The 24,119-nt window shown below is 41.4% G+C and carries 19 protein-coding genes; 1 reads left to right on the plus strand and 18 read right to left on the minus strand.

From position 1 onward, the window contains the following. Positions 1–105: 105 nt before the first annotated feature. The 12 genes from glgA to parE form a co-directional block, all read right to left on the minus strand. A complete protein-coding gene (gene glgA / locus IGI88_RS00510) occupies positions 106–1,539 on the minus strand; it encodes a glycogen synthase GlgA (RefSeq protein WP_429960093.1) in 1,434 nt (477 codons plus the stop codon). Next, positions 1,536–2,687, minus strand: a complete 1,152-nt coding sequence (gene glgD, locus IGI88_RS00515) for a glucose-1-phosphate adenylyltransferase subunit GlgD (protein ID WP_016613233.1) — start codon at positions 2,685–2,687, stop codon at positions 1,536–1,538. Before glgD ends, glgA begins: the two co-directional genes overlap by 4 nt. Further along, a complete protein-coding gene (locus IGI88_RS00520; protein WP_016613232.1) occupies positions 2,677–3,819 on the minus strand; it encodes a glucose-1-phosphate adenylyltransferase in 1,143 nt (380 codons plus the stop codon). Before IGI88_RS00520 ends, glgD begins: the two co-directional genes overlap by 11 nt. Positions 3,820–3,861: 42 nt before the next feature. Continuing rightward, on the minus strand, positions 3,862–5,796 hold the full coding sequence (glgB, locus tag IGI88_RS00525; protein WP_429960094.1) for a 1,4-alpha-glucan branching protein GlgB: 1,935 nt from the start codon (positions 5,794–5,796) through the stop codon (positions 3,862–3,864). A gap of 174 nt (positions 5,797–5,970) precedes the next feature. Next, positions 5,971–6,378, minus strand: coding sequence for a hypothetical protein (locus tag IGI88_RS00530; protein ID WP_008379690.1), 408 nt, complete (start codon positions 6,376–6,378; stop codon positions 5,971–5,973). A gap of 94 nt (positions 6,379–6,472) precedes the next feature. Further along, entirely contained in the window at positions 6,473–6,919 is a 447-nt protein-coding gene (locus IGI88_RS00535) for a hypothetical protein (protein ID WP_005236794.1), read from the minus strand. 197 nt (positions 6,920–7,116) lie between these two features. Then, positions 7,117–7,926, minus strand: coding sequence for a DUF1803 domain-containing protein (locus tag IGI88_RS00540; RefSeq protein ID WP_196044361.1), 810 nt, complete (start codon positions 7,924–7,926; stop codon positions 7,117–7,119). An 88-nt stretch (positions 7,927–8,014) separates the two neighbouring features. Further along, positions 8,015–8,944: a manganese-dependent inorganic pyrophosphatase gene (locus tag IGI88_RS00545; protein ID WP_005236800.1), complete on the minus strand. Its 930-nt coding sequence runs from the start codon at positions 8,942–8,944 to the stop codon at positions 8,015–8,017. A gap of 94 nt (positions 8,945–9,038) precedes the next feature. Next, on the minus strand, positions 9,039–9,794 hold the full coding sequence (gene pflA, locus IGI88_RS00550) for a pyruvate formate-lyase-activating protein (RefSeq protein ID WP_005229643.1): 756 nt from the start codon (positions 9,792–9,794) through the stop codon (positions 9,039–9,041). Between the two features lie 104 nt (positions 9,795–9,898). Next, complete coding sequence (pflB, locus tag IGI88_RS00555; protein WP_008379680.1) at positions 9,899–12,127, minus strand: formate C-acetyltransferase; 2,229 nt, start codon at positions 12,125–12,127, stop codon at positions 9,899–9,901. Positions 12,128–12,397: 270 nt separating this feature from the next. Beyond that, complete coding sequence (parC, locus tag IGI88_RS00560) at positions 12,398–14,860, minus strand: DNA topoisomerase IV subunit A (protein WP_005236805.1); 2,463 nt, start codon at positions 14,858–14,860, stop codon at positions 12,398–12,400. A gap of 11 nt (positions 14,861–14,871) precedes the next feature. Continuing rightward, positions 14,872–16,899: a DNA topoisomerase IV subunit B gene (gene parE, locus IGI88_RS00565; protein ID WP_034872209.1), complete on the minus strand. Its 2,028-nt coding sequence runs from the start codon at positions 16,897–16,899 to the stop codon at positions 14,872–14,874. A 284-nt stretch (positions 16,900–17,183) separates the two neighbouring features. Between parE and plsY the strand changes: the two genes are divergently transcribed. Further along, positions 17,184–17,822, plus strand: a complete 639-nt coding sequence (gene plsY / locus IGI88_RS00570) for a glycerol-3-phosphate 1-O-acyltransferase PlsY (protein ID WP_008379676.1) — start codon at positions 17,184–17,186, stop codon at positions 17,820–17,822. Between the two features lie 52 nt (positions 17,823–17,874). On the opposite strand, the gene IGI88_RS00575 is transcribed toward plsY, so the two are convergent. The 6 genes from IGI88_RS00575 to IGI88_RS00600 form a co-directional block, all read right to left on the minus strand. Continuing rightward, entirely contained in the window at positions 17,875–18,750 is an 876-nt protein-coding gene (locus IGI88_RS00575) for an aldose 1-epimerase family protein (protein ID WP_008379674.1), read from the minus strand. Between the two features lie 11 nt (positions 18,751–18,761). Next, positions 18,762–19,553, minus strand: a complete 792-nt coding sequence (codY, locus tag IGI88_RS00580; protein ID WP_005236817.1) for a GTP-sensing pleiotropic transcriptional regulator CodY — start codon at positions 19,551–19,553, stop codon at positions 18,762–18,764. Positions 19,554–19,566: 13 nt separating this feature from the next. Beyond that, positions 19,567–20,964, minus strand: a complete 1,398-nt coding sequence (hslU, locus tag IGI88_RS00585) for an ATP-dependent protease ATPase subunit HslU (RefSeq protein WP_005236820.1) — start codon at positions 20,962–20,964, stop codon at positions 19,567–19,569. Positions 20,965–20,978: 14 nt separating this feature from the next. After that, positions 20,979–21,521, minus strand: coding sequence for an ATP-dependent protease subunit HslV (gene hslV, locus IGI88_RS00590; protein WP_005229630.1), 543 nt, complete (start codon positions 21,519–21,521; stop codon positions 20,979–20,981). A 22-nt stretch (positions 21,522–21,543) separates the two neighbouring features. Next, positions 21,544–22,482, minus strand: a complete 939-nt coding sequence (gene xerC / locus IGI88_RS00595; protein ID WP_005236822.1) for a tyrosine recombinase XerC — start codon at positions 22,480–22,482, stop codon at positions 21,544–21,546. A gap of 196 nt (positions 22,483–22,678) precedes the next feature. Then, a complete protein-coding gene (locus IGI88_RS00600; RefSeq protein WP_005236824.1) occupies positions 22,679–24,115 on the minus strand; it encodes a flotillin family protein in 1,437 nt (478 codons plus the stop codon). Positions 24,116–24,119 lie beyond the last annotated feature (4 nt).

The raw sequence follows: 24,119 nt of genomic DNA on the forward strand, positions 1-24,119 counted from the left end.
CTTTATGCTAACCGTTTATAAAAAAGAAGAATTCTTGCCGCCAGAATGGCTAGTCATACAACTAGCCGCTCTGTTGCAGACAAGGATTCTTCTGTCTTAAAACAATCAAACTTTGATATTATTATACAACTCAACATAAAGATCTGAGCTTTGATTCCAGCTAAAATCTTTTTTCATTGCTTGCTTGACTAATGCCGTCCATGTTGTCGGATCCGATTCATATAATTCAATCCCCTGTTTTAAGGCATTCATCAAGTAAAAAGGTGAAAACTCTTGGAAGCCAAAGCCGGTTCCTTGTTTCGTGATCGGATTATAGGAATCCACCGTATCTTTCAAGCCACCGATTTCATGAACGATCGGTAATGTACCATAACGCATCGCGATCATCTGCGATAGTCCACATGGTTCAAAAGCCGAAGGCATCAAGAAGAGATCCGCTGCTGCGTATAACTTTTGCGCCAATGCAATATCAAAAGAAATCGCGGCAGCACATTTGTCAGGATATTTCTGCGCAAAGTAGCGAAAGCCTTCTTCAAAATCATGTTCGCCAGTCCCTAGTAAGATGAACTGAACATCAAACTGCAAGAGGTTTTCCATTTCTTCAAGAACTAAATGGAACCCCTTTTGAGTGGTCAAACGACTAACAACGGAAATCAGCGGAACCTCTTTACGAGTTGGCAAGCCAAACTGTTCTTGTAGCGCTCGCTTGTTTTTAGCTTTTCCTGATAAATCCTCGACACTGAAAGGATAGTCCAAATGAGGATCGGTTTCTGGATCATTCATTTCATAATCAATTCCATTCAAGATACCGCTTAGCTTGCCACTTTCCATGCGTAAAATGATTTCAAGACCACAACCAAACTCAGCTGTTTTGATTTCTTCACTATAGGAAGGACTGACGGTCGTGATGCGGTCCGCATACAAGATTCCTGCTTTCATAAAGTTCAAGCAATCGTTTAAACGCAAGGTTCCATCATCATATCTTTCCGTACCCATCCCAAAAAGATCCGGTAAAATATCGCGACTATACCACCCTTGAAACCCAATGTTATGGATCGTCAAAACGGTGCGTATGTTTTGATACGCTTGGATCCAATGATATTTTTCTTTGATCAAGAACGGAATCATCGCCGTATGGTAATCATTGACATGTACGATGTCTGGAATAAATTCAATGCGTTCCATCATTTCGATCACGGCTAATTGGAAGAAAGCAAAGCGTTCCCCATCATCATAAAAATCATAGAGCCGTTCGCGACCAAAATAGTAGAGATTGTCTATGAAATAATAAGTCACAGCGCCTAGAACTAATTTTTTGATCCCACAATATTGCTTGCGCCAGCCGACCGCCACTTCAAAGGAAAAACATTCTTCCATTTGGTCTTGGTATTCGGCAGGCATTTTCGTGAAATAAGGTAAGACGACAACTGTCTCGACGCCTTTTTTGACCAACTCTTTTGGCAATGCACCTGCAACATCCCCTAACCCGCCTGTTTTAAAAAACGGAGCGCACTCTGCTGCTGTAAACAAAACCTTCATGCGCTTGCTCCTCCGATTACATCTTCTGTCACATGAGAATTCTTCTTAATGACAATCGGGGTTTCTTTGGTTCCCTGCACTTTTACACCTTCTGCGATGGTTACATTTTTATCTAAGATCGCATAAGAGACTTCGGCACCTGCTTTGATTTCGTTATTTCCGAAAATGATCGCGCCTTTGACTTTTGCCTCAGGATGGATTTTCGTACGGCGAGCAACCAGTGACTGCTCGACAGAGCCTTCAACGATGCAACCAGAAGCAAAGTGGCTATTTTTCACCTCAGACGTTTCCGAGTAATAGGTTGGTACTTCATTCTTCAATTTGGTATAGATTTTTTGATTCGAATAAAGCAATGAGGTGAATTTATGCACATCTAGCATGTCCATATTTGTTTGATAATAAGAAGAGATATCATAAATGTTACTTAAGTAACCAGTGTACTCATATAGGCCAGTGTTCTCCACAGAGATCATCTCTCGTAAAAATTGACCGAGATCTGCCGTTGCGCCAACTTTTTGCCCTTCTTTAAGAGCCGCGATCAGACGATCCGTTTGAATGATAAAAATATCCGTACACAAGTTGACTAGGGAGCCAACTTCCCCTTTTTTCGCTTGGATCGCTTCTTCTAAGTGTCCTTCACTGTCAACATTAAACAACAAGTCACTTTCAGAAACATTGTCACTGCCGATGCGTTTATACACCACAGTCATTTCATTGCCTTGTAGTTGATGAATTTTCAGCAAAGCACGCAAATCGATGTTGCATAAGATTTTGCTGCCCATAAATACAGTGTGATCTGATTTTGATTTTTCCAAATAGTCAATGACGTTATAGTAGTACTCTTGCCCTTCGGCTTGCTTTTTCAATGAGTCTTGGAATAAGTGGATAAAGAACCGGTTTTGAACACCGTCCAAGTTCCACTCTTTTCCACCACCGATATGATCAAAAACTGACTGGGTCTCTCCTTCATTGAAAATCATGTAGACTTGTTTGATGTTGGCATTTTCAATACTTGAAAGATTGAAATCCAACAAGCGATATTTGCAGTCAAACAACAAGGTCGACAGCGGACGATTCTCCGTTAATGGCATCAAGTCTTGGTATCGCTGTAGGTTCCCTAAAATTGCACACATTTTATTAGTTCTCATCAATCGTCACCCCTAAAATTTCAGAATAGCCGACTACGGCAATTTCGTCTGTTCCATCGATCTCTGCGTCGTCACCAATCACTGCATTTTCCCCAACGATCACTCGATTTAATTTGACATTTCTGCCAATCACCGCTCCAGGCATGATTACGCTATCTTTGATAGTCGAGCCTTCTTTCACTTGCACGTTCTCTGATAAAATACTGTGCTCGATCTCCCCAGCAACATAGCAGCCGTCCATCACAAGCGAATTTTTAGCAGCACCGGTTTCAGTTACAAAGTGCGGTGGTGCGATTGGGTTTTTGGAGAACACTTGCCAGCTTTTATCCCGGATATTCAACTCCATAGCTGGATCAATAAATTCCATGTTGGCTTCCCACAATGAATCGATCGTTCCTACGTCTTTCCAATAACCAGAGAAGCGATAGGCAAAAACGTTGTCGCCGCTTTCTAGATAAGAAGGAATCACATGTTTCCCAAAATCGACCATTTCGCCGTCTTTTGTGTAGTTACTCAATAGCATACTGCGTAGACGACTCCAATCAAATATATAGATCCCCATCGAAGCAAGATTGCTTTTTGGTTCGGCTGGTTTTTCATCAAATTCGATGATGCGGTCATTTTTATCAGTATTCATGATCCCGAAACGAGAAGCATCTTTCATCGGAACTTCGAGAACTGCAACCGTCAATGAAGCATCATTTTCTTTGTGTTTTTCCAGCATTTCTTCGTAATCCATTTTGTAGATATGGTCGCCGGACAAAATCAAGACGTATTGCGGGTCCATCTCATCGATATAGGCGATGTTTTGATAGATGGCATGGGCAGTTCCCTCAAACCATTTTTCGCCTTCTGAATTTGAATATGGCTGTAAAATCGTCACACCGGTACTGATTCCATCCAATCCCCAACTGGCGCCATTGCCGATATGGTTGTTCAGTGCTAAAGGTTGGTACTGCGTGACTACACCCACATTTTTGATTCCAGAATTGACACAATTACTCAACGTGAAATCGATGATCCGATACCTGCCGCCAAACGGAACTGCTGGCTTGGCAATATTTTTTGTTAGTTTCCCTAAACGAGTCCCTTGTCCTCCTGCGAGGATCATTGCTAACATTTCTGTTTTCATTTTGTTTGGTGATCTACTCACCGTTCCCCCTCTACTCTTTTTTTATGCTTTCTTTACTTCTTTTTTACGAGTCATTTTGATTTTTTCTGGTTTGATAATCAAAGCCCCAAGTGCAGGCAAAATTGTTTTGATTTGATAGTCGTATTGTTTAAAAGGGGCATTACTGGTCTGGCAGTCTTGGTTATTAGCCACCCAAGTTCCACCAAATACATCCCGTTCAGTGTTTAAAATCTCTCGATACATTCCTTCGTATGGCACGCCGATCGCAAAATCGTGACGCTCCACTGGTGTCAGATTGACAACAACGATCAAGAAATCTTTTTTCGTTTTTCCTTGTCGTAAGAAAGTCAATGTCGTTTCATCTAAGTTGTCTGCATCGATCACCATCAATGAATCTTCTTGATCATCCAATTCCCAAAGGGCTCGTTCTTCTTTGTATAGTTCATTCAAGGTCTGGGTGAAGAACTGCATTTTTGCATTTAATGTGTCGTTTAAATCGACCCATTCAAGCCCATGATCATATTTCCATTCTAAAAACTGTCCCCATTCACTACCCATGAATAACAATTTTTTCCCTGGATGCATCATCATGTACGTATAGAGATTTCGTAGTTGTGAAAACTGTTTGTAGCGGTCCCCCCACATTTTATGCATCAAACTTTTTTTACCATGAACGACTTCATCATGAGAAAGTGGCAAGATATAATTTTCTTGCATCCGATACATGAAAGAGAAAGAAAGCAGATTTAAATGATCTTTACGGAAAATCGGGTCCATTTCATAAAAACGCAGGACATCGTTCATCCAGCCCATATTCCATTTATAATCAAATCCTAACGCGCCTTCTTCGACCATTCCTGTTATTTTGGTTTCAGACGTACTTTCTTCTGCAATCATGACCACTGCTGGATGGGCTAACTTGATAACAGAATTAAGCTTCTGTAAAAAGTAATAGCCTTCAAAGTTGCGATTGCCCCCTTCGTGATTTGGTTCCCATGGACCTTCATCATAATCGCGATAGATCATGTTGGAAACGGCATCTACCCGAATACCATCAATATGATAAAATTCGATCCAGAACAAGGCACTTGAGATCAGAAAGCTTTGGACTTGTGGTTTGCCGAGATCAAAGTTGATCGCACCCCAGCGAACATTTTTGGCACGGTTTTCATCCATGTATTCAAATGTCGGCGTGCCGTCATAATAAGCTAAGCTGTCATCATTGACACAAAAATGTCCTGGTACCCAATCAACAAAGACACCAATATTTTCTAAATGGCATGCCTCTACAAAGTCTTGAAATTCTTCTGGTGTCCCATAATAGGAACTGAGCGCAAAATAACCTGTCAGCTGATAGCCCCACGAGGTACCTAATGGATGTTCCATCAAAGGCATAAATTCAATATGGGTATAACCCATTTTTTTCACATAAGGAATAAGTTCATCTTTTAATTCAGAGAAGCGATAAGGGGTGCCGTCTTCGTGGTGCTTCCACGAGCTGGCATGAACTTCATAAATATTTAGAGGTCGATTAAATGTTTTCTGTCTTTTTTTGCGGCCTTGCCATAGTCCATCCCGCCATTTTTTTTGTGGGATCGAATGCAACACGGCAGCAGTTCCTGGTCGAGCTTCGAAATGGACAGCAAAAGGATCAATCTTCAATACTTCTCGTCCATTTGCTTGTTTGACTTTGTATTTGTAAAGCTGTCCTTCTTTTACTTGGTTGGTCTCAATCTCCCAGACCCCAGATTCTGCCCTTTTATTCATTGGCAAAGTGTCTGTCCATTGGTTGAAATCACCAACCAGCCAAACTTGTTGAGCGTTTGGTGCCCAAACACGAAACACATAGCCGTCATCCGCTTGATAGGCTCCTAAGAAATGTTGGACATAAAAATTTTCACCGCTCAGAAAGTCCTTTTCTGCAGTCAGTACCTGTTGTTTGGTAACCACTCTCTCATCAGTCCTCCTTCGACTCATCTTGATCGCTTATTCTTTAACGATCGATCATTGTCCCATTTTTTAATAGAGAAGCATTTGCAATCAAACGATCTCTACTGTTAGCATAGCATAAAATAAAATTCTAGTAACCTAATAACCCTATGATACGAACGAATTATTCAGGACAGAAAAAAACAGCTTGAACGTATCTGTTCAACCTGTTTCAGCTCTACTTTTTAGCTTTTGGAAAATGAAGTATGTGACTACACTTAACTGAAACAAACTTGCCAAAACCAGGATGAAAACAATCATCACCGGAAGTGTCTCAGTTAATTCAACATATGCCAGCAGTGTCCCAAATGCAGAAGAGGCGGAGCAAAAACACCAGAATCGAAACCCGTAAAAACTCGTCACTACGGTATAAAGACTAATAATCCCCAATAAGAAAAGCTGAGTAAATCGGTCAAATACCGTATCGGTATAATAAATTTCACCTAACATGACTTGGATCGTACCAAAACTAGTTGGTACTTTATAAAGCGTCAGCAATGCACCGATCAAACTGAATGCACCAATCAAAAGATGACTGCCAGCTAAGCTGATTCGAATGTTTAGTTTCACGCGTCCTTCACAACCTTCAATCTTCGATCCTTTTACGAAAACAACTGTTTCTACAGCCGTTTTCCTTCTTCGCTAGAGCCGAAATCACCTTCAATTATTTTGCTTGCCAAAGCTCTTTTACTTGCCCATCGGTGTAAACTTTATAGGCTTTATTTACTGCCAAGGACTTGTCTGCGTGACCAATTAAGTAATAATTGCCATCACAGTCAAACTCTCCCTCACTCAATAATTTATAACTCGTTAATGGACCATCTGCCATTTTTTTTGCCAAATAACGAAGGGCATTCGCGGGATTCACTAAATAGTTTTGATTCACTAGCCAATCAATAACCACTGAAACGATCGTATTTGCCCCAAATCGTTCCTTTTGCTTTAATGCGAGAATGAGATCTCCATCAGAAAAACGCGTTTCATCGATCCCCGCATTTGTAATTGCTTGCCGTGCCGCTTCTATCTCTGACATTGATACGAATGTAATCATTTCTGCTTTCGTTTTATTCCGTTCCAACTGTTCAAAATCAACCGTTTTATATCCTTCCATTTTTATATCCCCTTTCAACGTTCTAAAATCATCATATCATCAAGAAATCAAATCTCCAAACAAAACGATCGTTATATTTTAATTTTTATTCATCAAATTATCATTTTAGTGAACAAGAAAAAAAGCTATTAGAATAACATCTAACAGCTTTGTAATATTCAGAAAATTTAAAACAAATAACATAATTATTAGAAATCTCAATTATCATTGAAAAAAAAAGTGTTGTATGAACCTACTTTTTTCGCTAAGTGAGCGAGCACTGATCGTTGCAAAAAAATATCCTTTTCAGCAGATGGATAACGGCCGTTTTTTAGATTATCACAATTTATTTCTTCCAGCAAGAAATCTAGCTCGGAACTAACGATTTTCAACTGTTGAAGCGATTCTAGAAAAATACTCGGACGCACTTTTTTGTTTTTACGGATACGTTCAAAGATGACACTTACTTGATCTAAGTAATAGACCGGATCGACATCGCCGATCAAATCCATTAGATCGTCATAAACCGATAGATTTTGCAGCTGGCGATTTGCTTCAAAAAAAGCCGGCAGCGTTGGTGGCCATGGCGCTTCTGCGTATGAGATCATCTGAAAACTTTCATGGGCCAAGGAATAAACAATCCCCTGCTCCACCTCCTGCAAACAACCATAGAAGTATTTATTTTCATTACTTAATGTCGCAAAGTTTTTGAGAAAACCAGCGATTTCTTGTGTTGACCAATCAAGGGCATCTTGATAAAAACCGTCACTTTCTTGCAGCTGCTTTTGATCTTCTTCAGTATAAACAGGAAAACCTAAAAAATAGCGTCGATTTTGGCGGATGATCAAAGCTGATGCGATCAGACGGTCAAGGGTTTTATCAAATGACACCTCTGGAAACTTCGCTTTTAGCTCTCGTAGTGTCGGCGGTTCTTGACAGCTTAAAAGCACATGAACCAAATCATGGAATTCAGAAGATGCCACTATCGGTTGCAACGAACGATAATGGGGACTATAAAAAAATTTCACTGTGTGTACTCCTTATTAAAAAAATCATGAAAAATGCTGGCTTGATCTACCAAAACAGATCTCACCAGCACTCTGACATTTATCCTAATTATCCTTCGAAAACCGCTGTTAATTGAGGAACGATTTGTTTTTTACGAGAAACAACGCCAGGTAAAAAGGCACGATGGTTCGTTAATGTCGTTTCAAACGCTGCTTCTACTGGGGCAATTGGTTCACCAACAACTAATAGCTCAGAATTACTGTCTAAGATATCAGTAGCAACTAGCAAGAACAAATCATAGCCATTTGCTGACATTGATTCTTTCATGGCAGCTTCCAATTCTGCTTGACGGTCAAAGACCTCTTTTAGGTCGACTGTATTGACTTGTCCGATACGGATGTTTTTCCCGCCCATTGGGAAGCTTTTTGCATCAAGATCCAGCAATTCTGCGGCTGATTTCGTCCCAAGATTCGTGCCGGCTTTCAACATATCCAATCCGTATGCTTCCAGTTCAACACCTGCTAAAACCGCTAATTCTTTTGCTGCCGCTACATCTTCATCGGTACATGTTGGCGATTTGAACAACAATGTATCGGAGATGATCGCTGAAAGCATGATTCCTGCGATCGCTTTTGGAATTTCCACTTGATTTTCTTTGTATAACTTCAATACGATCGTACTGGTACAACCAACAGGTTCTGCACGATAATACAACGGATTGGCTGTCTCAAAGTTAGCAATACGGTGATGATCAACCACTGCTAATACAGTAACATCCGCAATATCTGCTGCACTTTGTTGAAATTCGTTATGATCCACTAACATTACTTCTTGGGTTTCCTTTGCCACTGAATCGATCACACGAGGAGCAGCCAGGCTAAAGGTGTCTAGTGCAAATTGTGTTTCTTCATTTGGTGTACCTAGCGCTACTGCTTCACAGTCTTTCCCAAGTTGATTTTGTAAGTTCGCAAAGGCAATCGCTGCACCAATGGCATCGGTATCAGGATTTTGATGACCAAATACTAATATTTTCGACATTTCTTCATCGCTCCTATTTCAATTGATATTCACTTTCTAATCATAGTAAAAAAACAGGAAAGAAGCAATAGCAATCTCTTCTTTCCTGTTTTGATCAACGGGTTAAGTAGCCTTTATAGTCATCTACATGGAGCAAACGTTTGGCATTTTTCACCCGATCTTCGGTTGGTGGTTCGATTCCTTCAAGGGGATATTTCAAGCCTAGCTCATCCCACTTGTATTTCCCCATCGTGTGATAAGGTAAGATCTCAACTTTATCGACATTCTTCAACGTCTTGATAAATTCATCCAAACGGATCAAGAAGTCATCATAATCGCTTCTAAAAGGAACCAGCACATGACGAATCCAGACGGGCTGATTGATCTCTGAAAGATAATTTGCCATATCCAAAATATTATCATTGGATTGGGTGGTCAGCTCTTTATGGGCTTTGTTATCGATATGTTTGATATCAAACAACAGCAAATCGGTCACAGTCATCAACTCTTGAAACTTACTGAAAAAAGGCTCTTCTCGTGTAAATGGTTTTCCGCAAGTATCCAATGTTGTGCTGACCCCTTCTGCTTTGGCTTTACGAAACAGATCGATCAGAAAGTCCATTTGAAGTAACGGTTCCCCGCCACTAACGGTGATCCCACCTTTTTGTCCCCAGAATTCGCGATATTTCAACGCCTCTTCTAAGACGTCATCGGTCGTTCGTTCGACACCCGTGCCAATCTTCCAAGTATCTGGATTATGACAAAACTGGCAACGCATGCGGCATCCTTGCATGAATACAATAAAACGGATACCTGGTCCATCTACTGATCCAAAACTTTCTGTTGAATGTACTTGTCCTGTTACTGCCATAATGCTCTTCCTTTCTTCGAAACGACGGATAACCATGCTCCGTCTGATACTCTCAAAACAAGAGGCGGCGGATTTTCCCGTCCGCCGCCTGAAGTTGTTGCTTATTACATTGCTTCGTGCATTGTACGAGCAATGACATCATCTTGTTGTTCTTTGGTTAATTTAATGAAATTAACCGCATAACCAGAAACCCGAATCGTTAATTGTGGGTATTTTTCTGGGTGAGCTTGCGCATCAAGTAATGTATCACGGTTAAATACGTTGATATTTAAGTGGTGACCACCTTTTGCTGCATAGCCATCTAGCATTGTTGCTAGGTTTTCTTGTTGTGTCTCATCGTCACGACCTAATGCTTTAGGTACGATTGAGAAGGTGTTTGAAATACCATCTAATGAGTAATCATATGGTAATTTCGCAACTGACGAAAGACTTGCTAATGCACCATGCGTATCGCGGCCATGCATTGGGTTTGCACCTGGAGCAAATGGTGCACCTGCACGACGTCCATCAGGCGTGTTCCCTGTTTTCTTCCCATAAACCACATTAGAAGTGATTGTAAGGATCGAAGTTGTATGTTTTGCATCACGATATGTTTTTGTGCGTTTTACTTTCTTCATGAAAGCTTTCAACAAGTTGACTGCGATATCATCTACACGGTCATCATTGTTTCCGTATTTAGGATAATCGCCTTCGATTTCGTAATCTTCAACAATGCCGTTTTCATCACGAATCGTACGAACTTTGGCATATTTAATCGCTGATAATGAATCAACTGCAACAGAGAAACCAGCGATACCAGTAGCCATCGTACGTAGAATATCTGTATCTTGGAGCGCCATTTCAATGCGTTCATAAGAATATTTGTCATGCATGTAATGAATGATGTTCAATGTGTTCACATACAGATCACAAATCCAGTCCATCATTGTGTCATATTTTTCCATTACTTCGTTGTAATCCAAGTATTCAGAAGTAATTGGTTGGAATTTTGGTCCAACTTGTGCTTTTGATTTTTCATCGACCCCACCGTTGATTGCATACAACAATGTTTTTGCTAAGTTGGCACGAGCACCAAAGAATTGCATTTGTTTCCCGATGCGCATTGCGGATACACAACAAGCGATTCCGTAATCATCGCCCCAATGTCCACGCATCACATCATCGTTTTCATATTGAATCGCTGATGTTTGGATCGACATTTTCGCACAGAATGTTTTGAAGTTATGAGGCAAACGTGTTGACCATAAAACAGTCAAGTTTGGTTCTGGTGCTGGACCTAAGTTTGCTAGAGTGTGTAAGAAACGGAAGCTGTTTTTTGTTACCATGTGGCGTCCATCTTCACCCATACCAGCGATTGACTCAGTTACCCAAGTTGGGTCACCAGAGAACAATGCGTTGTAATCAGGCGTCCGAGCAAATTTCACAAGACGTAGTTTCATGACAAAATGGTCAACGATTTCTTGTGCTTCTTCTTCAGTGATCACGCCATTTTTTAAATCGCGTTCAACATAAATATCAAGGAAAGTTGACGTACGTCCCAATGACATTGCCGCACCATTTTGCTCTTTGATGGCTGCTAAGTAACCAAGATATAACCATTGGAATGCTTCTTTCGCCGTTTGAGCTGGTTTAGAAATATCAAATCCGTAAATGTTTCCTAATTCTTTCAATTCGCTTAAAGCGCGAATTTGTTCACTTAATTCTTCACGTTGGCGGATAATGTCTTCAGACATGGTTCCGTTTCCGCAATACAATAGGTCTTGTTGTTTTTCTTTGATCAAGAAATCCACTCCGTATAATGCAACACGACGGTAGTCACCAATGATCCGGCCACGGCCGTATGCATCAGGAAGACCTGTGATTACACCAGAACGACGAGCTGCTCTGATTTCAGGTGTATAGGCATCAAATACCCCTTGGTTATGTGTTTTACGGTAGTCGCGGAAAATGTGAGAAACTTCCGCATCGATTTCATAGCCGTAAGATTCTGCTGCTTGTTCTGACATGCGGATGCCGCCAAATGGTTGCAAGCTGCGTTTAAATGGTTTTTCCGTTTGGAAACCAACAACTGTTTCTAAGTTTTTGTCTAAGTAGCCAGGTCCATGAGAAGTAATCGTTGAAACGACTTTTGTATCCATATCCAATACGCCGCCAGCTTCACGCTCTTGCTTGTTCAGTTCCATGACTTGATCCCATAGCTTCGTCGTTGCTTCAGTAGCATCTGCTAGGAATTCATCTGTTCCGTCATAAGGTGTGTAGTTTTCTTGGATGAAGTCGCGTACGTTTACTTCTTCTTTCCAAGTTTTTCCTTTAAATCCATTCCATTGTTCCATCTGATGGACCTCCTTAAATTTTCTGTTCACTAATGTAACAGCTTTACGTGAACAGTATAACACACACCCTAATGATTGCAAGTGTTTTCAAGAATTATTTTGAACAATTTAGTTTTTTTTAAGATTTTTATTATTAAAAACGTTGATTTATAAGCATTTATCAAATGTGAATCTTTTATTAAAGTGCGTTTTTTATTAATGTGAAAGATTAATTAAGAGGCAAAAAAGCAACCATTCTGTACTGGTACAGAATGGTTGCTTTGTTATAATTTATAGTACAGAATCCTCTGCGATTGCAGGACTGATTTGTGTTTTCACTTCGTAGATTTGCCCCCCTGTTTTCTCATCCATGATAAATGAGCCGTTGGAGGTCCGATCATTGATCGGGATTTGATTCGTGATGACTTCAAAGGCTTGTCCTTTTTGGTTGGTTACCAGTAGCTGCTGGTTCTCTCCATTCCCCATATAGACTACGCGATGAGGGTTTTTCTTCAATTCCCGTAAGACCATCAATCCACGCTTCGCCCGTCCTAATTGGGTGATCTCTTGGGCTAGCATGCGTTTTGCTGCGCCACGTTGGGTAATCAGAACGATCGGTGTATCCCCTTCTGAATAAACTAACAACCCATTGATAAGATAATCATCCGCTTTAAGGTTCATCGCTTTGACCCCAGCTGCTTTTGGTCCCACAACGGGCACTTCATTAAGCGAATACCGTAAGCCAAAGGCAAGATGACTGACTAAAAAGACATCCATTTCTTCTGTTTGATCAGTCAAAAAGACATTGACTAATTCATCTGATTCATCTTTCAGCTTCATGATCGTCATTGGCCGTGTCTTATAGGTGCGCCAAGGTTCAAATTCCGTCATTCGTGTTTGTTTAATCATGCCGTTTTTACTGATCAGCACAAAGTTTTTCAACGGATCGATCTCTTTGTAGGCAAAGACCCCAATGATCATTTCATCTTGCGCCAGTGTCATAACCGTTTGCGAAATATGTTCGCCTAGATCTTTCCATTTTAAATCAGGCAATTCATGAACCGGACGATAGATCGTGTTTCCTTTATTGGTTACCAATAACAGATGATCCAACGTATTCATTTGGTTGCTGTAAAGTAAAGAGTCGCCTTCTTTCATGCCGATCTCTTCTGGTTTTGAGGCACCGTAAGAACGCAAACTGCTGCGTTTGACATAACCGTCTCTTGTGACTGTCACGACGACTTCTTCTTGCGCGACTAAAACTTGTGTTTCGATCTTGATTTCTTGAATTTCGGCTTCGATCTCAGTCAATCGCGGTGTCGAATATTTTTTCTTGATCTCCCGCAATTCCTTTTTGATCACTTTCAGTAATTCACTTTCCTCATTTAAAATCGTTGTCAATTCAGCGATCGTTTCAGCAAGTTCTTTCGCCTCTGCTTGCAATTGTGTGATATCCGTATTGGTCAAGCGGTACAACTGTAAGTTCACAATGGCTTCTGCTTGCTCTTCCGTAAAACCGTGCTGAACAACCAGATTGTTTTTGGCATCTTTTTTGTCTTTACTGCCGCGAATGGTGGCGATCACTTCATCAAGAATCGATAAAGCTTTGATTAACCCATCGACGATATGCTGTCTCTTTTGGGCTTTTTGCAGTTCAAAACGACTGCGTTTTTCGATCACTTCACGCCGATGCTTGATGTAGCTTTCTAAAATCCGTTTCAAACCGACTTGTTGGGGGCGCATATTGTCGATAGCCACCATGTTGAAGTTGTAGTTGATCTGCAATTCGGTATTTTTAAATAAATAATTTAAAATTCCTTGTGCATTTGCTTCTTTTTTCAGCTCGACAACGATCTGCAAACCAGTACGGTCAGTTTCATCACGCACTTCAGCAATCCCGTCGATCCGTTTATTCAAACGAATCTCATCCATTTTTTTGACTAGATTGGCTTTATTGACCTCATAGGGAATCTCATTGATAACGATTTGCTGCTTGCCACCTTTGATGTCTTCGATCTTGGTTTTCGAACGCAGGATCACTTTGCCTTTGCCTGTTTCATAGGCTTTTTTGATTTCTTCTTTCCCTTGTAAAATCCCTCCTGTTGGAAAATCAGGGCCGGGAATATACTTCATCAGCTGATCCAAAGAAGCTTGCGGATGGTCGATCAAATAGACCGTTCCATCAATGATTTCCCCTAAATTATGGGTGGGAATTTCCGTTGCATACCCAGCTGAGATCCCAGTTGAGCCATTGACTAACAGATTTGGGTATTTTGCTGGTAAGACCGTTGGTTCTTTTTCGGTATCATCAAAATTCCACACCAATTCGACGGTGTTTTTTTCGATATCTTTTAACAGCTCACCACTTAATTCTGAAAGTCGTGCTTCGGTATAACGCATGGCAGCTGGCGGATCACCATCCATACTCCCGTTGTTTCCGTGCATTTCAATCAAAATCTGACGCAATTTCCAGTCTTGGCTCATGCGGACCATTGCTTCATAAATACTCGAGTCACCATGGGGATGAAAGTTCCCCATGATATTCCCGACTGATTTCGCTGATTTGCGGAAGCCTTTGTCATACGTATTGCCGTCTTGGTTCATGGCGAACAAGATGCGCCGCTGAACCGGTTTTAACCCATCACGAATATCTGGCAATGCCCGTTCTTGAATAATGTATTTGGAATATCGACCGAAGCGATCTCCCATCACTTCTTCCAATGTCAATTCTTGTATATTGCTTCTGTGTTCCAAGAGACCACCTCCTATTCCTTAACTAAATGTTTGCTTTCTGCTTGTTCGGTATCCATTAACTTTTCATCAACTAATTCCGGTACCGTATCTTCTTTTTTATCCAAAATACTGCCATCTTCTTCTAAACTGAATTGAACATGGCTTTCGATCCACTTCCGACGAGGTTCTACCTTGTCCCCCATCAAAGTGGTGACGCGACGTTCTGCTTGAGCCGCATCATCGATTCTTACCCGAATCAGCGTCCGCGTTTCTGGGTCCATCGTCGTTTCCCACAATTGATCGGCATTCATTTCCCCCAACCCTTTGTAGCGCTGAAGCATATAGCCTTTACCGATTTTTTGGGTCAGTTTGCTTAGTTCATCATCCGTCCAAGCATATTCGACTACTGCCTTTTTCCCTAACCCTTTAGACACTTTATACAAAGGTGGCAAAGCAATGTATACTTTTCCCGCTTCGATCAAAGGTTTCATATACCGGTAGAAAAACGTTAAAAGCAGCACTTGGATGTGCGCCCCATCGGTATCCGCATCGGTCATGATAATGACTTTGTCATAATTGCAGTCTTCAATCGAAAACTCTGGGCCAACACCGGCACCGATAGTATAGATCATGGTATTGATCTCTTCATTTTTCAAAATATCCTGCATCTTGGCTTTTTCTGTATTGATAACTTTGCCTCGTAACGGTAAAATCGCTTGGAACTTGCGGTCACGGCCTTGCTTTGCTGACCCGCCGGCTGAGTCCCCCTCCACCAAATACAATTCATTTTTCTTAGGATTACGAGACTGAGCAGGCGTTAATTTTCCAGAAAGCAGTGACTCACCTTTTTTGCGTTTCTTTCCAGTGCGGCTTTCTTCTCTCGCCTTTCTGGCAGCTTCACGGGCCTCTCTTGCTTTGATCGCTTTACGAACCAGCATTTGACTCATTTCACTGTTTTCTTGCAAGTAATAGCCTAGTTGCTCGCCAATCACATTGTCTACAGCATTTCTTGCTAAGGGTGTTCCTAATTTCCCTTTGGTCTGTCCTTCAAATTGCAAAAGATTTTCTGGAACACGGATCGACAACACGGCCGCTAAGCCTTCACGAAAATCACTACCTTCAAGGTTCTTATCTTTTTCCTTCAACAAATTGACCTTGCGGGCATATTCATTGAAAGCTTTCGTCATTGATGTTTTCATCCCAACTTCATGGGTACCACCATCTTTGGTACGTACATTGTTGACAAAGGACAAGACATTTTCCGAATAGCCATCATTGTATTGAAAGGCAAGTTCTACCTCGATTGCTTCTTTGGTACCGGAAAAATAAACCACCTGGGTCAAGGTATCTTTTTCTTCATTTAAATAATCAACGAATTCTTTGATGCCTTCTTCATATAAAAAAACTTCATGAATTGGTTCTTCCCCACGTTCATCCGTCAGGGAGATTTTGACCCCTTTTAGCAAGAAAGCCGATTCTCTTAAACGTTCTGCGAGAATTTCATAGGAGAATTTGGTTGTTGAAAAGATCGTGTCGTCAGGTTTAAAGGTGACTGTGGTTCCAGTTGGTTTACGAGTTTTGCCGATTTTTTTCAAAGTACCCGCTGGTTTCCCACCGTCTTTGAAGCTCTGTTTGTATTCGATGCCATCACGAACGATGACTACTTCCAGCCAGCTGGATAGAGCATTTACAACACTGGCACCAACCCCATGAAGGCCGCCAGAAGTTTTGTAGCCTCCTTGGCCAAACTTCCCGCCGGCATGTAGCACTGTGAAGATCACTTCAACAGTAGGGATTCCCGATGCATGTGTCCCGACCGGCATTCCTCGCCCATTGTCTCGAACACTGATACTATTGTCTTTGTGGATCGTAACATCGATTTCATTGCCGTATCCAGAGAGTGCCTCATCAACCGCATTATCGACGATTTCATACACTAAGTGATGTAAGCCGCGGCTATCGGTCGAGCCGATATACATTCCTGGCCGTTTTCTTACTGCTTCTAGGCCCTCTAAGACCTGAATGGAAGCATCATTATATTCTGTGGTTTTCTTTGCCAAACCCACCGCTCCTTTAATCTTGATCAGTCCTTTTTTACTGCTGAAAGGACTGCAAAAAAAATCTTAACACAAAATACGCTTTTTTCAAGCGAACATTTTTCTAAACTATCTTATCCTTTTTCCTTTGTTTGCACAAGCTAGAGTCACAAAATGGCTTGTTTGTGTTTCACAGCTCCGAGGAAAGCTGTTTTTCTTCTTTCCCTGACTAGCGAAAGATTTTCTTATTGTTGGAAAGGCGTTTTCATGCTAAAATTGCCCTAGCCTTGCAAAGAAAGTTGGTTATTATGAATACGATTCTTTTATTTATTGTTGCTTACCTTTTAGGTTCGATCCCCTCGGGTGTTTGGATTGGCCAATTGTTTTTCAAAAAAGATATTCGCCAATTCGGCAGCGGCAATACGGGAACGACCAATACATTTCGCGTTTTAGGAAAGAAAGCCGGGATCGTTGTTTTATTGATGGATATCTTAAAAGGAACTTTGGCAACCAGTTTGCCTGTCCTCTTTGGTCTCCATACCGTCAATCCGCTCTGGTTTGGGGTCTGCGCGATCTTAGGTCATACCTTTCCGATCTTTGCCAAGTTTAAAGGCGGCAAAGCGGTGGCGACAAGTGCTGGGATGCTCTTAGGATACAATCCGCTCTTTTTCATTTATTCTTCATTGATTTTTGTTATCTGTCTTTATGTGACAAGTATGGTAAGCCTGACCAGTATGATCGCGGCGTGTTTGATCACCTTATCGACGGTCGTTTTGCCTTTTATCGCCCCTGCGATATTGCCTGAGCAAAACTGGTTGCTGACCTTCATCGCGATCGGCGTAACGATTTTTATCTTTATTCGCCATCGCGAAAATATTTCACGTATTAAAGACGGGACTGAAAGTCGGGTACCGTTTGGTCTGAATAAGCGTCAAGCGAACAAATAAGCAGAAGCTGAGAAAAGTGCAATGACTTTTCTCAGCTTCTTTTTGCCTGCTTTTATTTGACTGTGATCGAGTACTTTGTTTCAAATAACTCCTCAGGCGAAAGTGCTTGAATACCCAATTTTTCTGAAAGCTCACCGGAAGCTTCCAGTGTATCTGCGATACCGCACCATGGTTCTATACATAGAAACGGCGATTTTACGGGATACGTGGACCAAAAACCGACATACGGCATATTATTGTAGCTTAACGTAACACTATGAGGCGATTTCTCACTGCGAATCGAGTAGGAATGTAATCCTTTCGTTTCATAAACCAGCGCATCATTTGCAAACATATCGTGGGTCAAGCGCAAATCCGTATTCGTTTGACCGAGTGTGCGTTGTTCATAATCAATATAATTGCCTTTTAATGGCAATTTCACTCGTGATTTTTTTGGAGAAAAAGAAAGGTAGTAGTCTTCAAATGTCAGCCCTTTTTCAAGTGGGACGTTGAATGCAGGGTGTCCTCCAATGGAGAAGAATAGTTCTTTTTGACCGCTATTCTTTACTTGGTATTTGACGACTAAGCCATCACCGCCTAATTCGTAACTGACATACAGCTGAAAATCAAACGGATACTTCACTTTGGTTTCAGTTGAACTTTCTAATAGAAACAAGGCATAGTCTGTACGTTTTTCAACGACAGTAAACACCATGTCTCTGGCAAACCCATGACGGGGCAAATGATAACTTTTGCCCTCATGCTGATAGGTGTCCTCTTTTAAGGCGCCAACAATCGGAAATAAGATTGGCGCATGCTTTCCCCAGTGGTTTGGATCAGCTTGCCAAATATATTCAAGGTCATTGCTTGTATCAACTAAGCTTTGTAGCTCAGCCCCTTTTTCTGCAATTTTTGCTTGCAGATGACCCGCCGTGATGGTAACTGTCATGGTCTCATCTCCTAATATTGATGTTTCGTCAATTCCTCTTTAAAGCGGCTGTTAAGCACTTTTAAATAGGTGCCTTTCATCCCCAAAGAGCGGGATTCTATAATGCCGGCAGACTCTAGTTTACGCAAAGCATTTACGATCACCGACCGTGTAATTCCAATGCGATCAGCGATACTTGACGCGGTCAGACGACCTTCGTCGCCTTCTAATGCCTCAAAGATCGCTTGAACAGCTTTCAACTCACTATAAGAAAGGGTGTTGATTGCCATTTGAACAGCTGTGGTACTGCGAACATCTTCTTCGATACTGCGGGATTTTTGGTACAAGAATTGCATACCAACAACTGTCGCACTGTATTCCGCTAATACCAAATCGTCGTCATCAAAGGACTTATCGATTCTGGAAAGAATGATCGTACCTAAACGTTCTCCTGCACCGTAAATCGGTACGATGGTCGTTAGTCCGTTGGGATACAACTCACGGCCTTCTACAGGAAAAGCGGTCATATCATCACTGATTGGCACATTAGCTTCTGTGGAAGTCAGGTGATCGACTAAATCTGTATAATTTTTAGGAAACTGTTTTTCAACAAACATTTTTTTGATGCGTTCATTATTGACATCATGGTTCTCAACAAAACCTAACACGCTACCGTCAATGCTAATAATATACGCATTGCTGTCTAGGATGTTTCCTAAAATGACAGCCATCTTGTCGTAAGGCAAATCAGAAGCTAAATTAAAGGTGTTTTTTTGCTGCAATAATTCGTTGATTTGTCTTGTCTTTTCTAATAATGTTTTCATTGGTCCGCTCCCTTTATAAAATATACCGGCTTAAGTCTTCATCTTTTGCGATGGACGCAAGTTTTTCTTCCACATACGCTTCTGTGATGGTGATTTCACCCATTTGCATCTCAGATGCTTCAAATAATAAGTCTTCAAGTAGTTTCTCTAGAATCGTATGCAAACGACGAGCACCAATATTGTCGGTATCGCGATTCACTTGATAAGCAATTTCGGCAATTTTCTCGATAGCTTCCATCGTAAAGACTACTTTGACATTTTCGGTTCCTAACAAGGCAATGTATTGCTTGACTAAGGCATTGTTGGGCTCCGTTAAAATTTTAACAAAGTCTTCTTTTGTCAAATCATCTAGTTCCACACGAATCGGGAAACGCCCTTGCAATTCAGGGATCAGATCGCTTGGTTTCGACAGGTGGAATGCCCCAGAAGCAATAAAAAGGATATGGTCTGTTTGTAGGGTTCCGTATTTCGTATTGACTTGTGATCCTTCAACGATCGGCAAGATATCTCTTTGCACCCCTTCACGAGAAACTTCTCCTGACTGCTGTGATTTCGAAGATACTTTGTCGATTTCATCTAGAAAAATGATGCCACTAGATTCTGCTAAACGTAATGCTTCACTATGAATATCCGCGTCGTTGACCAGTTTTGAGGATTCTTCTTGAATCAGCAATTCTCGTGCTTCTTTTACGGTTACTGTGCGTTCAATTTTCTTTTGCGGTTTCAATGCTCCTAAGGTTTCATTCAAATCGATCCCCATTTGTTCTAAGCCATTGTTCATCATCGGTGCTTGATTTTTCGGCTCATCGACTTGGATCGTCACTTCCCGGTTGTCTAAAAGGCCCTTTTCTAATTGCTCAAAAATGGCTTGACGGTTGCTGCGAATCTCATCCGTCAATTCTTCTTTTGGCTCTTCTGGTTGTTGTGCGGCGTTGAACATATTCATCATTTGTTCATAAGGATTGGTATTCTTTTTCTGTTCCTTTTTAATACCAGGAACTAAGACTTTTACTAAACGACGGTTGGCTTTTTTCTCTGCTTGGATCCGCACGTTTTTATATTGTTCTTTTTTCACGATTTGGATCGCATTCTCAACGAGGTCACGTACCATCGATTCTACGTCTCGACCGACATAGCCGACTTCCGTGAATTTCGTCGCTTCTAACTTAACGAAAGGTGCATCAACGATCTTTGCTAAGCGTCGCGCAATTTCCGTTTTACCAACCCCTGTTGGTCCGATCATCAAAATATTTTTTGGTGTGACATCTTGTTGCATCTTTTCATCTAATTGCAGCCGGCGGTAGCGATTTCTCAAAGCAACAGCCACTGATTTTTTGGCGTTGGTTTGTCCAACGATGTATTCATCTAACTCTTTCACGATTTCTCGTGGTGATTTGTTTTGGTTTGTCATATCGTCATCCCTCTTTAAAACTCTTCTACAATGATATTGTGATTCGTAAAGACACAAATGTCTGCGGCAATATTCAAGGCACCTTCAGCAATTTCTTTGGCAGATAGTTCACCGCCATAACGTTTCATCGCACGGGCTGCTGCCAAGGCATAGTTTCCACCTGAACCGATGGCTAAGATCCCTTCATCTGGCGAAATGACTTCGCCTGTCCCAGAGACCAAAAGCATCTCCTTATCATTCATGACGATCAGCATCGCCTCTAATTTTTGCATCGACTGCTGAGTCCGCCATTCTTGTGCCAATTCTACTGCAGCTCGTTGCAAATTTCCGTTGTATTCATTTAGTTTTCCTTCAAATTTTTCTTCCAAGGTAAAGGCATCTGCCACACTGCCGGCAAAACCAACGATCACTTCACCGTTGTAAATTCGACGGACTTTCCGAGCGGTTCCTTTCATAACGACCTGTTCTCCCATCGTTACTTGTCCGTCACCGGCCATGGCAAATTTTCCATCTTTTTCAACCGCACAGATGGTAGTTGAATGAAATTCTGACTTCATTTATGTTCCTCCTGTACCAATTTTACGCGCGTGGATGAAATTGGCGATAATTTTTTTGTAAACTGTCTTTGGTGACATGCGCATAAATCTGTGTCGTCGATAGATTGGCATGCCCCAACAGTTCTTGAACGGTCCGCATATCGGCGCCATTGTTTAATAAATGGGTTGCAAACGTATGCCGAAGCATATGAGGATGGATTTTACTGTCTAAACTGCTTTTTCGAATGATTTGATTCAAAACATATTCGATCCCAGTTGCAGTGATCCCGTCACCAAGATGATTCACGAAAAGGATCTCGTGTTCCTTGTTCTGCTTTTCCATCAGCTGTTTGCGTCCTGAGGAAAGATAGCGTTTGACTGCTGCTTGTGCGTAACTACCGAAAGGAACATAGCGATCCTTATTCCCCTTCCCATGGATCAGTAATACGCCGCTTTCCCAATCGATTGCCCCCAGTGTGAGACTGCTGCACTCACTGACCCGCAAACCTGAACCATAAAGGACTTCTAACAATGCTTGATTGCGCTGTTGTAGTGGCTCATCGCCAGCAACACTTTGAAAGAGAGCATCCATTTCCTTCTCATAAAAAAAACGCGGCAATTTGGCGTTTTTCTTTTTTAAATGAATGTAGGCGAAAGGATTCTCTTTGACGATCTCATGCTTGGTTAGAAACTGATAAAAAGATCGCAAACTAGCCATTTTACGACTGATGGAATTACGGCTGTACTCTCGTTCCGTCAAATAGCTTAAATAGACGCGAACATCGCGGTATTCCACTGCTAATGGGTCTTCATTGCCAGACTCTTTTAAGAAGTGAAAAAAATCGCCCATATCTTCTTGATACGCTTTTTTTGTCTTTTCCGAATACCCTCTTTCAACAATAAGATAACGAAAAAACTCTTCTTGAAACTGATCTGTTTGCAAATTAACCCCCCTTTTCATGATTCGAAATAACTTTAGCATAGACCACAAAAAAAAACAAATGAATTGTCAGAATTTAATCAATATTTCAAAGTTTAGACATAATTGTGAAAACTTTCTAAGAATCTACGTAAGATTCTTATCTTTGTTCAGAAAGATCCGTTAAATGCGCCAGAAAAACGTACCAGTCCCTCTCCTCAAAAGAAAGAGGGACTGATACGTTTCCACTTATTTGCTTTTATTCGATTGGATCAGTTGTTGGCTGATGCGAACCAGTGCTTTCAGATACAGCCTGAACTAGCTCTTTGTTTCCTTGTTTTGTGGACATCGTGTCATTGATTAACCCAACTAAGTCTAATCCGGTTGTCTCTTTGATCGTATCAAAGGTTCGCGCTAAACCAGCTTCCCCCATTGATTGAAGACCATCATTGCCGCCAAAGCTAACCACTTTATCAATATTGCTCAGTGGCGCATTGACCTCTTTCGCGATTTCAGGCAGCACTTTGATGAACTCCATCAAAATACCAGCTTCGTTCAGTTTGGTCAAAGCAATCGCCATCTTTTCACGGCTTTCCGCTTCGGCTTGACCGACTTTTGCGATCCGTTCCGCGTCGGCACTACCTAGTTTTTCAATTCGTTCGGCTTCTGCTTGGGCAGCTAATTTGACTTTTTCCGCTTCCGCTTGTGCTCGTGCGATTTCTCTTGCTTTGTCTGCTAAAGCGTTTTGTTCAACCACATATTTATCCGCTTCGGCTTTTTTACGGACAGTTGCATTCAATTCTTTTTCCGTCAATTCCGCTTGTTTTTCTTGAATCTCGATATTTTTTTCTTGTTCGATCAATTGAACTTTCATTTGTTCGCCGACCGCGATCTGTTCCGCTTTCGCATCCGCAACTTCGCGTTCTTGTTTGTATTGTGCTTGTTTCAATGCCATATCTTTTGTCGCTTCTGCAATTTCTGTTTGGCGACGGATCTCTTCATGCTGTGCCAATTGCTCATTCTCAGCTTGCTTGATTCGAGTTTCTCTTAAGGCATTGGATTCCGCTACTTCGGCATTTTTTTTCACTTCAGCAATCTGAGGGCGTCCTAACGCATCCAAGTAGCCATTGCTGTCGCTGACATCTTTGATCGTAAACGAAACGATCTCCAACCCCATTTTCTTCAAGTCCGTAGAGGCAACTTCTTGCACTTGTTCCGCAAAATCATCGCGGTTTTTATAGATGGCTTCTACCGTCATCGTTCCTAGAATCGCCCGTAAGTGACCTTCTAAGACTTCTTGGGCTTCATCTTCCAATTCACCTGTGGATTTGCCTAAGTATTGCTCAGCAGCTGTCTTGATCGACTCGGTACTATTGCCGACCTTCACAAGTACCGTCGCACTGGCTTTGATCGGTACGCCTTGTTCCGTATAAACTTCTGGTGTCCCAATCTCTAACTTGTGGGTCAATAAACTTAATTTATGGGCTTTTTGAACAATAGGAATCACAAACGTCCCACTGTTTTTTAAGATTTTGATGCCTTCTTTTCCTAAAAATGACCCCGTAACGATCAATGCTTCATCGGGTTTCCCAATGCGATAGCGTATCATCAAAAAAGCGATCAATAAAACAACGAGGACAACACCCCATAAAATCGGATTACTTAAAAAATCTACTGCTGATCCTGTATCCACCATAACG

The sequence above is a fragment of the Enterococcus sp. AZ179 genome (assembly GCF_050498885.1).
GTDB classification, from domain to species: Bacteria; Bacillota; Bacilli; order Lactobacillales; family Enterococcaceae; genus Enterococcus_D; species Enterococcus_D entomosocium.

Bases quoted from the DNA above. Each gene is read 5' to 3' on its own strand.
- IGI88_RS00600 (WP_005236824.1), bottom strand. From the start codon at position 24,115: ATGGTGGATACAGGATCAGCAGTAGATTTTTTAAGTAATCCGATTTTA.
- pflA (WP_005229643.1), bottom strand. From the start codon at position 9,794: ATGGCAGTAACAGGACAAGTACATTCAACAGAAAGTTTTGGATCAGTA.
- glgB (WP_429960094.1), bottom strand. From the start codon at position 5,796: ATGAGTCGAAGGAGGACTGATGAGAGAGTGGTTACCAAACAACAGGTA.
- IGI88_RS00575 (WP_008379674.1), bottom strand. From the start codon at position 18,750: ATGACAGTTACCATCACGGCGGGTCATCTGCAAGCAAAAATTGCAGAA.
- pflB (WP_008379680.1), bottom strand. From the start codon at position 12,127: ATGGAACAATGGAATGGATTTAAAGGAAAAACTTGGAAAGAAGAAGTA.
- xerC (WP_005236822.1), bottom strand. From the start codon at position 22,482: ATGCTAAAGTTATTTCGAATCATGAAAAGGGGGGTTAATTTGCAAACA.
- hslU (WP_005236820.1), bottom strand. From the start codon at position 20,964: ATGACAAACCAAAACAAATCACCACGAGAAATCGTGAAAGAGTTAGAT.
- glgD (WP_016613233.1), bottom strand. From the start codon at position 2,687: ATGAGAACTAATAAAATGTGTGCAATTTTAGGGAACCTACAGCGATAC.
- IGI88_RS00535 (WP_005236794.1), bottom strand. From the start codon at position 6,919: ATGGAAGGATATAAAACGGTTGATTTTGAACAGTTGGAACGGAATAAA.
- plsY (WP_008379676.1), top strand. From the start codon at position 17,184: ATGAATACGATTCTTTTATTTATTGTTGCTTACCTTTTAGGTTCGATC.
- codY (WP_005236817.1), bottom strand. From the start codon at position 19,553: ATGAAAACATTATTAGAAAAGACAAGACAAATCAACGAATTATTGCAG.
- glgA (WP_429960093.1), bottom strand. From the start codon at position 1,539: ATGAAGGTTTTGTTTACAGCAGCAGAGTGCGCTCCGTTTTTTAAAACA.
- hslV (WP_005229630.1), bottom strand. From the start codon at position 21,521: ATGAAGTCAGAATTTCATTCAACTACCATCTGTGCGGTTGAAAAAGAT.
- IGI88_RS00545 (WP_005236800.1), bottom strand. From the start codon at position 8,944: ATGTCGAAAATATTAGTATTTGGTCATCAAAATCCTGATACCGATGCC.
- IGI88_RS00520 (WP_016613232.1), bottom strand. From the start codon at position 3,819: ATGAAAACAGAAATGTTAGCAATGATCCTCGCAGGAGGACAAGGGACT.